12 protein-coding genes are annotated in these 12309 nt (G+C 73.9%); 6 read left to right on the forward strand and 6 right to left on the reverse strand.

The genetic code is table 11. The features are described from left to right. Positions 1-140: 140 nt before the first annotated feature. Positions 141-1748, forward strand: coding sequence for an FAD-binding oxidoreductase (locus tag IE096_RS07020; RefSeq protein ID WP_308430331.1), 1608 nt, complete (start codon positions 141-143; stop codon positions 1746-1748). On the opposite strand, the gene IE096_RS07025 is transcribed toward IE096_RS07020, so the two are convergent. After that, positions 1684-2433 (reverse strand): response regulator transcription factor, encoded by a 750-nt coding sequence (locus IE096_RS07025; protein ID WP_229820011.1) that lies wholly within the window; start codon positions 2431-2433, stop codon positions 1684-1686. The two genes, IE096_RS07020 and IE096_RS07025, sit on opposite strands and share 65 nt — an antisense overlap. Then, positions 2430-3701: a sensor histidine kinase gene (locus IE096_RS07030; protein ID WP_229820012.1), complete on the reverse strand. Its 1272-nt coding sequence runs from the start codon at positions 3699-3701 to the stop codon at positions 2430-2432. The genes IE096_RS07025 and IE096_RS07030 overlap by 4 nt, the downstream gene beginning before the upstream one ends. A 148-nt stretch (positions 3702-3849) precedes the next feature. Here IE096_RS07030 and IE096_RS07035 point away from each other — a divergent pair, with 148 nt between their 5' ends. From IE096_RS07035 to IE096_RS07045, 3 genes are all read left to right on the forward strand, one after another. Then, positions 3850-4755: a CPBP family intramembrane glutamic endopeptidase gene (locus IE096_RS07035; RefSeq protein ID WP_189449757.1), complete on the forward strand. Its 906-nt coding sequence runs from the start codon at positions 3850-3852 to the stop codon at positions 4753-4755. A 192-nt stretch (positions 4756-4947) separates the two neighbouring features. After that, positions 4948-5364 (forward strand): hypothetical protein, encoded by a 417-nt coding sequence (locus IE096_RS07040; RefSeq protein ID WP_189449759.1) that lies wholly within the window; start codon positions 4948-4950, stop codon positions 5362-5364. Positions 5365-5602: 238 nt separating this feature from the next. Continuing rightward, complete coding sequence (locus IE096_RS07045; RefSeq protein WP_189449761.1) at positions 5603-6574, forward strand: alpha/beta hydrolase; 972 nt, start codon at positions 5603-5605, stop codon at positions 6572-6574. 27 nt (positions 6575-6601) lie between these two features. Here IE096_RS07045 and IE096_RS32235 read toward each other — a convergent pair whose 3' ends face one another. The 3 genes from IE096_RS32235 to IE096_RS07055 form a co-directional block, all read right to left on the reverse strand. Continuing rightward, on the reverse strand, positions 6602-6715 hold the full coding sequence (locus tag IE096_RS32235; RefSeq protein WP_419096297.1) for an MFS transporter small subunit: 114 nt from the start codon (positions 6713-6715) through the stop codon (positions 6602-6604). Then, positions 6712-8091: an OFA family MFS transporter gene (locus IE096_RS07050; protein ID WP_189449763.1), complete on the reverse strand. Its 1380-nt coding sequence runs from the start codon at positions 8089-8091 to the stop codon at positions 6712-6714. The genes IE096_RS32235 and IE096_RS07050 overlap by 4 nt, the downstream gene beginning before the upstream one ends. Before the next feature lie 61 nt (positions 8092-8152). Further along, positions 8153-9169, reverse strand: a complete 1017-nt coding sequence (locus tag IE096_RS07055; protein ID WP_189449765.1) for an NAD-dependent epimerase/dehydratase family protein — start codon at positions 9167-9169, stop codon at positions 8153-8155. 120 nt (positions 9170-9289) lie between these two features. Between IE096_RS07055 and IE096_RS07060 the strand changes: the two genes are divergently transcribed. Then, on the forward strand, positions 9290-9808 hold the full coding sequence (locus IE096_RS07060; RefSeq protein WP_229820013.1) for a DUF6314 family protein: 519 nt from the start codon (positions 9290-9292) through the stop codon (positions 9806-9808). A gap of 51 nt (positions 9809-9859) precedes the next feature. Continuing rightward, the gene (locus IE096_RS07065; protein WP_189449767.1) at positions 9860-10732 is read left to right on the forward strand and encodes a maleylpyruvate isomerase N-terminal domain-containing protein; all 873 of its coding nucleotides are present in this window, start codon (positions 9860-9862) and stop codon (positions 10730-10732) included. Here the strand turns inward: IE096_RS07065 and IE096_RS07070 are convergent. Beyond that, positions 10722-12296 (reverse strand): PfaD family polyunsaturated fatty acid/polyketide biosynthesis protein, encoded by a 1575-nt coding sequence (locus IE096_RS07070; protein ID WP_189449769.1) that lies wholly within the window; start codon positions 12294-12296, stop codon positions 10722-10724. The two genes, IE096_RS07065 and IE096_RS07070, sit on opposite strands and share 11 nt — an antisense overlap. Positions 12297-12309 lie beyond the last annotated feature (13 nt).

The following is a 12309-nucleotide window of genomic DNA, read 5'->3' on the forward strand; positions in this document are numbered from 1 at the left end:
ACCCCGTAGGACCCCCTACTCCCCGGGACGGAGGCGCGACTGGTCATCGCGGATGATGCCATCCTCGTTGAGATCCACCACTGTTGGGGCATGCACCGTTTACCCGCAACCAGCGATGACAGGAGCATGCCTTGACGGACGTGACACGACGCGGAGTGCTCGCGAGCACGGCGGCGTTGGGGGCGACGGCCGTGGGGCTGTCCGCACCGGAGGCGGCCGCGACGCCCGCCGGGCGGGCGGCCGCCGCCGCGCCGGCCCGGTCCGGCCCCGCGGCCATCGGCCCCGACGACACGCGGTACCCGTCGCTCACCCGGCGCGGCACCAACGCCCGCTTCGTCGGCAGACCCGACTACGTCCGGGTGGCCGACACCACCGAACAGGTCGTCGAGGCCGTCCAGCAGGCCGTGCGCGAGGGCAGGCGCATCGCCGTGCGCAGTGGCGGGCACTGCTTCGAGAGCTTCGTCGACGACCCGTCCGTCAAGGCCCTCATCGACCTCTCCCCCATGACCGCCGTGCATTACGACGCGTCGCGGCGGGCGTTCGCGGTCGAGCCGGGTGCCCTGCTCGGCCAGGTGTACCGGCGGTTGTTCACCGAGTGGGGCGTGGCCATCCCGGCGGGGGCCACCGCCGAGGTGGGCGTCGGCGGGCACGTGCTCGGCGGCGGGTACGGCGCCCTGTCGCGCCGGCACGGGCTGTCCGTCGACCATCTGTACGGCGTCGAGGTCGTGGTCGTGGACGCGGCCGGGAAGGCGTCGAGCGTCGTCGCCACCCGGGACTCGTCCGGCCCGCTGCGCGAGCTGTGGTGGGCGCACACCGGAGGCGGGGGCGGCAACTTCGGCGTCGTCACCCGCTACTGGTTCCGGGACCCGGCGGCCACCGGTTCGGACCCCGCCCACCTGCTGCCCCGCCCGCCCTCGTCCGTCCTCACCTTCACCGCCTCCTGGTCGTGGAAGGACCTGGACGAGGCCTCCTTCGCCCGGCTGGTGCGCGACCACGGCACCTGGTACGAGAACAACAGCGCGCCCGGCTCGCCCTACGCGGGGTTGTTCAGCGTGCTGATGCTGAACACCCGCAAGTACGGCACCGTCGACCTGGTCGGCCAGCTGGACTCCACGGGCTCCGGGGCGCGGCGCCTCCTGGACGACTACGTGGCCGCCGTCGGCCGGGGGGTGGGGGCCCGGCCCACGGTGAAGCGGGAGGAGCGGCCCTGGCTCGAGGCCAACGCGAACGTGACGGAGTCCGCGCCGTCGTTCTTCAAGGCCAAGTCCGGCTATCTGCGGAAGCGCTTCACGGACCGTCAGATCGCGGTCCTCCACGAGCACCTCACCGGCAAGGCGGGTGGTGAGCTCCCCGGTTCGCTGTGGCTGGTCTCCTACGGAGGGAAGGTCAACACCGTCCCGGCGGACGCGACGGCCGTCGCCCAGCGGGACTCCGTCCTCAAGGCGGTCTACCTGACGGGCTGGGAGGACCCGAAGCACGACGGAAAGGCGGAGCTCGCCTGGCTGCGCGACCTCTACAAGGCCGTGTACGCCGACAGCGGCGGCGTGCCCGCGCCCGGCACGAACAGCGACGGGTGCTTCATCAACTACCCCGACGCCGAGCTCGCCGACCCCGCGGTCAACACGTCCGGGACGCCGTGGCACGCCCTCTACTACAAGGGCCACTACGCGCGGCTCCAGCGCGTCAAGGCGCACTGGGACCCCAGGAACGAGTTCCGGCACGCGCTGTCCGTCCGTCCGCCCCGCTGACCGGTCCGTCGCCGGCCGGCCCGTCGCCGGCGCCCGCGACGACGTACCCGTATTCGTAGGCCAGGATCACGGCCTGGGTGCGGTTGCGGGCGCCGAGCTTGGCCAGGACGTTGCTGACATGGGTCTTGACCGTCTCCAGGCCGACGATCAGGTGACCGGCGATATCGGTGTTGGACAGGCCCCTGGCCATGAGGCGGAGGATCTCCCGCTCGCGGCCGGTGAGGGCGGGCGTGCCGCGCGGCGGCCGCGGCGGCGGCCCGGGGCGGGCGGCGACGAGCCGGCGGACGCCGTCGGGGAAGAGGAGCGAGTCGGTCGTGGCGACCAGGCGCACGGCGTGGCCGATCTGTTCGGACGGGGCGCGCTTGAGGACGAAGCCCGCCGCGCCGGCGCGCAGGGCGTCGTAGACGTACGCGTCGTTCCCGAAGGTCGTGATCACCACGACCTTCGGAGGCGCGGCGAGGGTGGTCTGGAGGCGCCGGGTGGCCTCGATGCCGTCGATGCCGGGCATCCGGACGTCCATCAGGACGACGTCGGGGCGCAGTTCCTCGGCGAGGGCCAGGGCCTGGTGGCCGTCGGCGGCCTCGCCGACGACGTCGAGGCCGGGCAGCGCGGAGAGCAGGGTGCGCAGGCCGGTGCGGGTGATCTCCTCGTCGTCCGCGACGAGGACGGTGACGGTCGTGGTCACGGCGCCTGCCTCAGCGGGACGCGCACGGCGAGCAGCCAGCCGGTGCCGTCGGGGGCCGGTCCCGTCACGGCCTCGCCGTTCAGGAGGTCCACGCGTTCCAGGATGCCGGTGAGGCCCCTGCCGCGTCGTCCGGCGCGTGGCGGCCGGGCGCGACCGGGGAGCCGGTTGGCGATCTCCAGCTCCAGGAGGGCGGGGGTGACCGTCACGCGCAGCCGGACCGGGGAACGGCCGCCGTGCTTGAGGGCGTTGGTGAGCCCTTCCTGGACGATCCGGTAGGCCTCCCGGGACACGGTCGCGGGGACGCCCGCCGGGTCGCCGGTGACGTCAGCGCGGACGTCGGTCCCGGTGTGGCGGACCCGGTCGACCAGCGTGTGGAGGTCGGCCAGGGTGAGCGGCGGGGCCGTGGCCGTGTGCTCCTCGCGGAGGATGCCCAGGGCGTGGTCGAGGTCGTCCATGGCGGCGCGGGAGGCTTCCTCCAGGCCGGTGAGGGCACGGCGGGCGGCGGCCGGGTCGGTGTCCATGAGGCTCCTGGCCACCGCGGCCTGGATGGTGGACGCCGTCAGGGTGTGGCCGATCGAGTCGTGCAACTCCTGGGCGAGCCGGTTGCGTCGCGCCATCCGCCGCATCTGCGACTCGAGCGCGGCGAGCCGTTCGGCGGGGCCGTGGCCGAGGAGCGCGGGGGCGGCGCGCCGGAGGAGGGCGGCGACCGCGGCGCAGGCGTGGCCCGCCAGGACGAGGAGCGCGACGGCCACCGGGAGCGTCCACAGCCCGGCCGCTCCCCCGGGCACGTCCAGGGGGCGGAGGAGCGTGACGCGGTCGCCGCCGTTCAGCCACACGGCGGGCAGGGCGACGGCCGTCGCCAGCGCGAAGGCGGTGGCGGCCGTCAGCGCGCCGCCCGCCACCGTGTGCAGGAGGAGCCACGTCCCCGTCCGGAGCCGGTCGGCGCCGCGTGGGCGCGCCGCCGTGACGGGGGCGGGCAGGTCCGTGCCCAGCAGCCGGTCGGCCAGGCGGACGGAGGCGCTCCGCGCCGGGCGCGGGCAGCCGGCGGCGACGGTGAGGGCGGCCCACGCGGTCAGGAGCACGGCGGTCCGGGCCGGCGCCGGCCAGTCGCGCGGGGCCGCCGCGACCACGAGCGACGCGGCGGCGAGCGGCAGGAGACCACCGGCGGCGCCGAGCAGTCCGTGGAGCCAGGTTCGGAGGGTCTCGCCGCTCGCCGGTGGACGGAACGGACGTATCAGCGGACGGAACGGATGTATCGGAAGACGCACGCCCGGGAGTATCGCAGCGGATTCCGGCGGCACGCCTCCCCCGCGCGAGCGATACGCGAGCTCCCCCGTCGCCGGGAGGTGCCGGCCGGTCCCGCGCACGAGGCTTGCCGGGACTTCGAGATCGGCTTCGTGAGACGGGGGTTCATTCATGGCATCGCGGATCGCGGTGAGCGCCACGCCCGAGGTGGCGCGGGGTGGTGACGCGGGCGGCCAAAACGGCGTGGTGGCCTTTCTGGTCGTCTGTTTCTCGGGGAGCTGGCTCTATCTGTACGCGGCCCACTCGTGGTGGGGGCTGTCGCTGGTCGATCCGCTCGTCCAGCTGCCCTTCGGCTTCATGCCCGCGCTCGCCGCGGTGGTGGTGCGCCGCTGGGTGACCCGGGAGGGCTTCGCCGGGGCCGGGCTGAGGTTCCGGTTCCGGGAAGCGTGGCCGTACTACCTCGCCGCGTGGCTGGGGCCGCTGGTGTTCGCCGCCGCAGCCGTGGGGCTGGCGGGAGCGCTGGGATGGCGCACGCCCGGCCTCTCCTCCCTCACGGACCTCTCCGGCGGGCTGCCCGCCTGGGCGTTCGTCCCGCTGCTCATGGTGGTCGTCCCGCTCCTGACGCCCGTTTACTGGGGTGAGGAATTCGGCTGGACGTCCTTCCTCCGGCAGCGACTGTGCCCGGGCCGTCCGGTGCGGGCCACGATGGCGACCGGGCTGATCTGGGCGGTGTGGCACTATCCGCTGGCGTTCACCGGCTACATCGAGTTCTCCGATCTGCCACTGGGGCTCGCTGTCTGGACGGTGTCGTTCCTGTTCCAGGAGATGCTGCTCGGCTGGCTCTACGACCGCGGCGGCAGCGTCTGGGTGGTGTCCCTGGCACACGGCGGGAACAACATGGTGCTCTCCCTGCTCACCGGCTTCCTCCTCGGCGAGCGCGCGGGCCTCGGCGTCAACACGGTGACGCTGCTGACGACCGCCCCGATGGCCCTGGCGTGCGCCGTGATCGCCGTCGGCGCGCGCCGGCGGGGAAAGCCGTCCGCCCGCCGACGGACGGCGGCGGAAACCGGGCATTGACCATTCGACAGTTACCGTCGGACCGTCATACGGGCTCGCCCGTACGAGAAGAGACGACCCGTCGCCCGACGGCCCTCCCGGAAGCGACGAAATTCCCTCTTCACCCCAAAGGTTCCGCCCGCCTTGCCGATTGGCCCAACACGCCTGTTTCTTATATCGTTTGGGCCTGACACCACGAAAAAGGAGTGCCCAATGGCAGTCAAGTTCGAGCAGGTTGAAGAATCCGAAAAGGAAGCGCCCGGCGTCGAGCCGGTCTCCGTTCCGGTCGGCGGGCAGGAAATCACAACGTACTGGCGGCGCATTTTCCACGACGACCTCAATCCCGAGGTGACGGAGGACGTCTACACCGTCGAGATCCTGGCCCCGGTCCTGGGCACCGAGGAGTACGAGACCGACGAGCTGAACGAGGACGGCAGCCACAAGCTGGCGACCCGTCCGTGCGTGACCCACGAGCGGCGCGAGGTGGACCTCGGCAAGGAGTCCCTGGAGAAGCTCCTGGAGGCCCTGAAGCCGTTCCTGGACGCTTCCCGTGAGGCCCAGCCCCTCCCGCAGCAGGCCAAGAAGCGCCGCGCCAAGGCCGCCAAGCCGGCTCTCGACGGCCCCGCGTAAGGAACAGGGCGACGGCGACGGCCGCGCGCCCGCCCGTAAAGGCGACCACTCGACCGGGGGTCGCCTTTTTTCATTTCCCCGAAATGCCGCGCGGCGGCGCCGGGTGATGGGCCATCGGGACCGCACGAGTGGCCCGTGGGGTGATCGCCGTTCATCATGGCGGCATGCGCCGCGTCCCCGGACATTTCCTCCGGACGGGCCCGTCCATTTCACCCGTCCGAAGGAAAGGGCACCGTCCATGCCCCTCGACCCGGATCTCGCCGGCCTCCTCGACCGGGCGAACGCCGTCGCCGCCGTCCCCGTCCGGACGACCGATCCCGAGGTGCTGCGGGAGGCCGAGCGGCGGCTGTCCGCCTCGACGGCGCCGGCCGAGCCCGTCGACGTCGGTTCCGTGCAGAACGGCGTGGTGCCCGGGCCCGCCGGGGACGTCCCCGTGCGGATCTACTGGCCCGCGGACGAGGGCCCGGTCCCCACGGTGGTCTACTTCCACGGCGGCGGCTGGATCACCGGCGATCTCGACAGCCACGACCATGTGACCCGGCGGCTGTGCCGGGACACCGGCGCGGTCGTCGTCGCCGTCCACTACCGCCGGGCGCCCGAACACCCCTTCCCCGCCCCCTACGAGGACTGCGTGGCCGTGGCGCGCCACGTCGCCGACCACATCAAGGAGTACGGGGCGCGGCGCGACCGCGTGGCCGTGGCCGGGGACAGCGCGGGCGGCAACCTCGCCGCCGTGATCGCCCAGACCTTCCGGGACGAGGGGCGCCCGCTGGCGGCCCAGCTGCTCGCCTACCCGGCGACCGACTTCGACGGCGAGTACCCCTCGCGCACCGAGAACGGCTCCGGGTATCTGCTCACCAGCGCGAACATCACCGACATCCAGCACCTCTACGCGGGCGACGACCCCGCCGTGCGCGGTTCGGCGCGGGTGTCGCCGCTACGGGCCCGGAACCTCGCCGGACTGGCTCCGGCGATCATCGCCACCGCCGAGTACGACCCGCTGCGCGACGAGGGCCTGGCCTACGCGCGGGCCCTCCGGGACGCCGGCGTGGAGGTGTTCGTCCGTACCTACGCCGGGCTGATCCACGGCTTCCTGAACCTGTTCCCGGTGTCCGCCGCCGCGGACGCCGCCGTCGGCGAGCTGCTCGCGCGGTTCAAGGGGCGGCTGGACGGCGGCGAGACGTCCCAGGACACGCCGTCGAACGCGTGAACGCCCGCCCCGGGTGTTCGAGCGCGTTCAGCCGGTGAACAGCTGCCGCAGCTTGAGGGTGAGTTCGTAGACGCCGTAGGCGAAGGGCGCTCCCACCCACAGCCAGCTGAACACGAACAGTGCCTTGCGTCCGGTGGTCACAGCGCGACTCCCTCGTCCGGTGCGACGGCGGCGCTCCTTTCCGCGCCCGCCGGTTCGTGGTGGCGGGGGTGGACCGGGCGGATGAACTCGTTCGCGGCGAAGCCCAGGGCCAGCACGCCGATCATGACGAAGAAGGACGTGGTGTACAGGCCCGGCCCGGTGTGGCCGGCGGACTTCCCCGCGTCGGCGATGGCGTTGACGATGAGGGGGCCGAGGATGCCGGCCGTGGACCAGGCGGTGAGCAGCCGGCCGTGGATCGCGCCGACCTGGTGGGTGCCGAAGAGGTCCTTGAGGTAGGCGGGCACGGTGGCGAAGCCGCCGCCGTAGAAGGAGAGGATGACGGCCGCGCAGACGATGAGCACGGGCTTGGAGGAGCCGCCGGTCAGCGCGATCAGCAGGTACATCAGCGCGCCGGCGCCGAGGTAGAGCCGGTAGACGTGTTTCCTGCCGACGGCGTCGGAGACGGAGGACCACAGGATCCGGCCCAGCATGTTGGCGAGCGAGAGCAGACCGACGAATCCGGCGGCGGCGGTGGCCGTGACGGGCGAGGAGGACTCGGCGAAGAAGTCCGTGATCATCGGCGCGGCCTTCTCCAGGATGCCGATGCCCGCGGTGACGTTGGCGCACAGGACCACCCACAGACACCAGAACTGCGGGGTGCGCAGGGCGGTACGGGCCGACACCTGGGCCGTGGCGGCCGCCGGGCGGGCCGGTGCGTCGCTCGTGCCCGCCCCGCGCCCGTCCGCGTGCCCGTCCGTGTCCGCGTCCGGTGGTACCCGGATGAGCAGGACGCCGAGCGTCATGAAGACGCCGTAGGCGAGGCCCATGACGAGGAACGTCCTCGCGATGCCCGTCGCGTCCTTGCCGAAGGCGGACAGCAGCGCGGTGGACCAGGGCGAGGCGATGAGCGCGCCGCCGCCGAAGCCCATGATGGCGATGCCGGACGCGAGTCCCGGCCGATCGGGGAACCACTTGATGAGGGTGGAGACGGGCGAGATGTAGCCGATGCCGAGGCCGGTGCCGCCGATGAGGCCGTAGCCCGCCACCACGAGCCAGTACTGCCGCGTGCCCGCCCCGCACGCGGCCACCAGGAAGCCGGAGCAGAAGCAGAGGGCCGACACGGCCATGGCCCAGCGCGGCCCCTTGCGTTCCACCAGCGTGCCGCCGAACGCGGCGGACAGGCCGAGCATGACGATCGCCACCTGGAACGGCAGCGCCGACGCGGTGCCGGAGAGCCCCAGCGATGCCTCCAGCGGTGGTTTGAAGACGCTCCAGGCGTAGACCTGACCGATGGCGAGGTGGATGGAGAGCGCGGCGGGTGGCACGAGCCATCGGCTCCACCCGGGCGGCGCGACGGTACGGGATCGGGCGGGCATGCACGGAACGTACAGCCCGCCGGAGCCGCGCCGGAAGAGCGCGGCCCCGGCCTACGGGGGGTTACCGGTCCACGGCCGCCAGCAGGACCTGCTCGCGTTCGGGAGTGAGGGGCCGAGCCTCACGGCCCGTGCGGGTGGGGCCGAACGCCTCGTCGAGGCCGCCGGGGCCGAACAGCCAGGCGGCGGTGTCGCGGATGGACTCCGTGACGGGACGGCAGCGCAGGCCCGCCGCTATGGCCTTGGCCGAGCTGGGCCGCCAGACCGCGGCCGTCTCCCCGCCCTCCGGGGCCCACAGCGGGAGTTCGGTCCAGACGGCGACCTCGTGCTCCAGCAGGATCTCGTCGCCCACCCAGACCAGTTCCGCCCGGCCGCCGGTCTCGGCCACGCACGTGTCCAGGAACTCGCCCCAGGTCGTGTTCGCGGGCGTGCCGCTGACCAGGTACGTCCCGGCGTCCTCGGCCACGATCCGGTCCAGGCCGAACGCCGCGATGTCACGGGCGTCGACGAGCTGCATCTCGCGGCCGGGCGCGCCCGGGGCGATCATCCTGCCGCCCTGCGCGGCCCGGCGCAGCCACCAGGTGAGGCGGCGCGCGAGGTCGTGCGGCCCGATGATCAGGCCGGGTTCGAGGATCAGCGCGTGCCCGGGGAAGCCCTCCTCCACGGCGCGCTCGCAGCCGACCTTGAGCTTGCCGTAGTCGCCGTCGTCGGGGCCCGCGTCCGGGGCGCACTCGTGCCGGGGCGAGCTCTCGTCCACGGGCTCGGCGGGCCAGCCGGGGCGGGCGTTGATGGAGGACACGTACAGATATGTGGCCGCCGAACCGGCCAGCGCCTCGACCGAGGCCCTCACGACGCGGGGGACGTATCCGCAGACGTCCACCACCGCGTCCCAGGGGCCCGCCGCGGCGAGCCGGGCGAGATCCTCGGGGCGCTCGCGGTCGCCCCGGATCACCCGGACGCCGTCCGGGTCGGCCTGCGTCCTGCCCCGGTTGAAGACCGTCACCTCCCAGCCGCGCCGCAGCCCCTCCTCGACGAACGCCCTTCCCAGGAACACCGAGCCACCGATCACCAGAAGTCTCATGTGGCTGAGTCTGCGCACGGAAGCCGCCGGGGGAACAGGAGTACGCCAGGAGCGGACCGGTTGTGCCGAGGGCGAACGGCGCGTCCCGGGTCCGGCCGCCGGGGCGGCGATACTGAGGGCATGAGTTCCGCCGCCGCCACCGCTCCCCCGTCCGGGCCGACCGAGCCGTCCGGGCCGTCGGGGCGGCCCTCGCCGTCCGCCGTTTTCCCGGTGCCCGACGTCCTGGCGTTCCTGACCGGGAGCTGGACGGTCGAGCGCACGCTCACCGACCTGGCCACCGGGTCGGCCGGGACGTTCCGCGGCACGGCCGAGTTCCGGGCGGACGGCGACGGCGCCCGCCTGCTCCACGTCGAGGACGGCGAGCTGGACTGGAACGGCACGGTCAACCGCGCGGGCCGGACGCTCGGGCTCCTGCCCGGCCCGGCCGGCACCGCCGAGGTGACCTTCGCCGACGGCCGCCCCTTCCACGACCTGGACCTCCGCACGGGCCGCTGGCACACGCGCCACCCGTGCGTCGCCGACCTCTACGACGGCGCCTTCACGGTCGTCTCCCCCGACGAATGGCGGGTGCGCTGGCGGACGACCGGCCCGGCCAAGGAGCACGTCCAGCACTCGGTCTACCGGCGCCGTCTGTCATGAGCACGAGCCGCGCGGTACCCTGCGGGCCGTCCTTCGCCGAGGGGGTGGCCCATGGGTACTGCCGGCCGGTTCGACGCCGGGGCGGACGAGCACGGGGCCGAGCACGACAGGGCCCGTGCGGCGTTGCGGGCCGGGGTGCGGCGGCTGGCGGGGCTGCTCGGTGACGTCCCCGACCCGGGGGCGCCCTCGGGGGTGCCGCCGTGGACGGTGGGCGATGTGGGTGCGCATGTGTGCGCCGTCTACGTGGCGTACGGCTCGGCGTTCACGCAGGAGTTCCAGGACTGGGACAGCGTGCTGCCGGCGGGTGAGCGCACCTTCGCCGAGCGGGTCGCCTCGGTCAACGCCAAGGCGCTCGGCCTGATCGGCGAGGAGGCGCGTACGCGTCTCGGCGCGCTGGTCCTGGAACGGGGCGATACGTTCCTGCGGGTCACCGAGGGGCTCGCGCCGGACGCGCCCGTCACGACGCCCTGGTACGGGCCGGGCGTCACCATCACCCTGGCGGCGGCCACCGGCATGATGCTGAGCGAGACCCTGCTGCACGGCCTCGACATCGCTCGCGGCGCCAGGCTCCCCTGGGCGATCGCGCCGGACGACGCGCGGCTGGTGCTCGGGCAGTCGATGCCGACGATGATGCCGTTCGCCGTCGACGCGGCCCGGGCGCGGGGCGTCCGCATCGCCTTCGACCTCGCCGTCGAGGGCGGGCCACGGCTGGCGGTCGTCGTCGACGACGGGACCGCGACGGTGACGCGGGACGCGCCGCCGCGCGCCTACGACTGCCGGATCACGACCGACCCGACGACCTTCCTGCTGATCGCCTTCCGCCGTGTCCCCCTCTGGAAGGCGATCGTCCGTGGCGCGATGCGTCCCGGCGGCCGCAGGCCGTGGCTGGCCCCACGGCTCAACGGCTTCTTCGTCAGCCCGTGACGGGGAAGTCGCCGATCCGGTACTCCGCGCACGCGGCGGGCAACCGCACGCCCGCCAGCCGCAGTTGGGTGACGCGGGCGTGGAAGGCGGCACCGTGGAGGAGGTGGTGGGCGATGGCGGTGACCTGGCGCCGGGCGGGGTCGGCCAGGGCGCTGCCGGCGGTCCAGGCGTTGAAGGCGCCCATGGCGGGACCGCACCAGATCTGCCAGTCCCCCTTGCGCCCGGCCTCACCGGTGACGGCCCAGCGCGAGGCCATGGCCAGGTACCAGCGGAAGACCATCGCCATCCGGAATTTGGGATCCCGCTCGGCGCGCTCGCGCCATGCCGGGTGGTGGGTCGCCAGGTAGTCCGCCGTGTCCCGCCAGACGTCGTCGAGGGGGCGGCGCAGGACGCGTTGTTCCAGGTAGCGGCGTTCCGTGGGCGGCAGGGCGGCCAGGCTGTCGTGGTCGCGGTAGAGCCGGTACAGCCGGCCGGCGTGGCCGGGGAACATGGTGCCCCGGGCGAGGACCTGGACGGTCACCCCCTGTTCGAACAGGTCGGCGGCCGGTGCCATGGCGCAGTCGGCGAGGCCCGCGCCCGCCAGGAGCCGTTTGACGGCCGGTGAGGTGGCCGCTTCGGTGGCGGCCTGGTTGACCGACCCGGTGACGACGTACGCGGCGCCCAGCGCGAGGGCCGCCACCACGGCTTCCGGGGTGCCGATGCCGCCCGCCGCGCCGACGCGCACCCGCGCGGTGGCGGGATGCTCGCGGGCGACGCGGTCGCGCAGGCGGACGACGGCGGGCAGCAGGACGGCGAGGGGGCGGCGGTCGGTGTGCCCGCCGGAGTCGGCCTCGACGGTGATGTCGTCGGCGAGCGGGACCGTGCGGGCGAGTTCGGCCTGTTCGGCGGTGACGCTCCCGTCGGCCACCAGGGCGGCCGTCAGCTCGCCGGGGGCCGGGCGGAGGAACAGTTCGGCGGTCTCCGGGCGGGAGACCTTGGCGACGACCCGGTGCTCGGCCCGTACCCCCGGGGGGCCCGGGTCGCGGTGGAGGCCGGCCAGTCGGTAGCGCACGAGGTCGGGGGTGAGCTGGACGAAGGCGGACGCCTCCACGCAGCGCACGCGGTGGCGCAGGCAGGCGTCGACGCAGGCGCGTTCCTGAGCGGGTGCCATGGGGCTGTGGATGAGATTGCACGCGTACGGCACACCGGCGGAGCCGAGGGCGCTCTCCAGCCGTTGCAGGGCCGCGTCGATCCGGTCCTCGGGGAGCCCGGCGGCGCCGAAGGAGGCGAGGTGCCCGGCCCGGGCAGCGGCGATGACCAGCTCCTCGCAGGCGATGCCACCGGCCATCGCGCCGGTCATATAGGCGTAGCGGACGCCGTGGTGCCGACGGAACCCGGCGGAGCCGAGCCGGTCGGGGTGCTGCGGGGCGACGGCGGCCAGGACGGTGAGGCCGTCACCGGGCAGGGGCGGCGCGTTGGTGGCGCCCACGCGGCCACCGTCGCCGACGATGTAGCAGGGGCGCTCCAGGTCGGCCAGGACCGTGTGGACGCCCTCGGCGTCGTACCGCACCCGAGCGTCCGTCATCGCCGTTCCCCTC

The sequence above is a fragment of the Streptomyces abikoensis genome (assembly GCF_014648775.1).
GTDB classification, from domain to species: Bacteria; Actinomycetota; Actinomycetes; order Streptomycetales; family Streptomycetaceae; genus Streptomyces; species Streptomyces abikoensis.

Excerpts from the sequence above, each read along its gene's own strand:
- IE096_RS07035 (WP_189449757.1), top strand. The coding sequence starts at position 3,850 with ATGGCATCGCGGATCGCGGTGAGCGCCACGCCCGAGGTGGCGCGGGGT.
- IE096_RS07040 (WP_189449759.1), top strand. The coding sequence starts at position 4,948 with ATGGCAGTCAAGTTCGAGCAGGTTGAAGAATCCGAAAAGGAAGCGCCC.
- IE096_RS07045 (WP_189449761.1), top strand. The coding sequence starts at position 5,603 with ATGCCCCTCGACCCGGATCTCGCCGGCCTCCTCGACCGGGCGAACGCC.
- IE096_RS07050 (WP_189449763.1), bottom strand. The coding sequence starts at position 8,091 with ATGCCCGCCCGATCCCGTACCGTCGCGCCGCCCGGGTGGAGCCGATGG.
- IE096_RS07055 (WP_189449765.1), bottom strand. The coding sequence starts at position 9,169 with ATGAGACTTCTGGTGATCGGTGGCTCGGTGTTCCTGGGAAGGGCGTTC.
- IE096_RS07060 (WP_229820013.1), top strand. The coding sequence starts at position 9,290 with ATGAGTTCCGCCGCCGCCACCGCTCCCCCGTCCGGGCCGACCGAGCCG.
- IE096_RS07065 (WP_189449767.1), top strand. The coding sequence starts at position 9,860 with ATGGGTACTGCCGGCCGGTTCGACGCCGGGGCGGACGAGCACGGGGCC.
- IE096_RS07070 (WP_189449769.1), bottom strand. The coding sequence starts at position 12,296 with ATGACGGACGCTCGGGTGCGGTACGACGCCGAGGGCGTCCACACGGTC.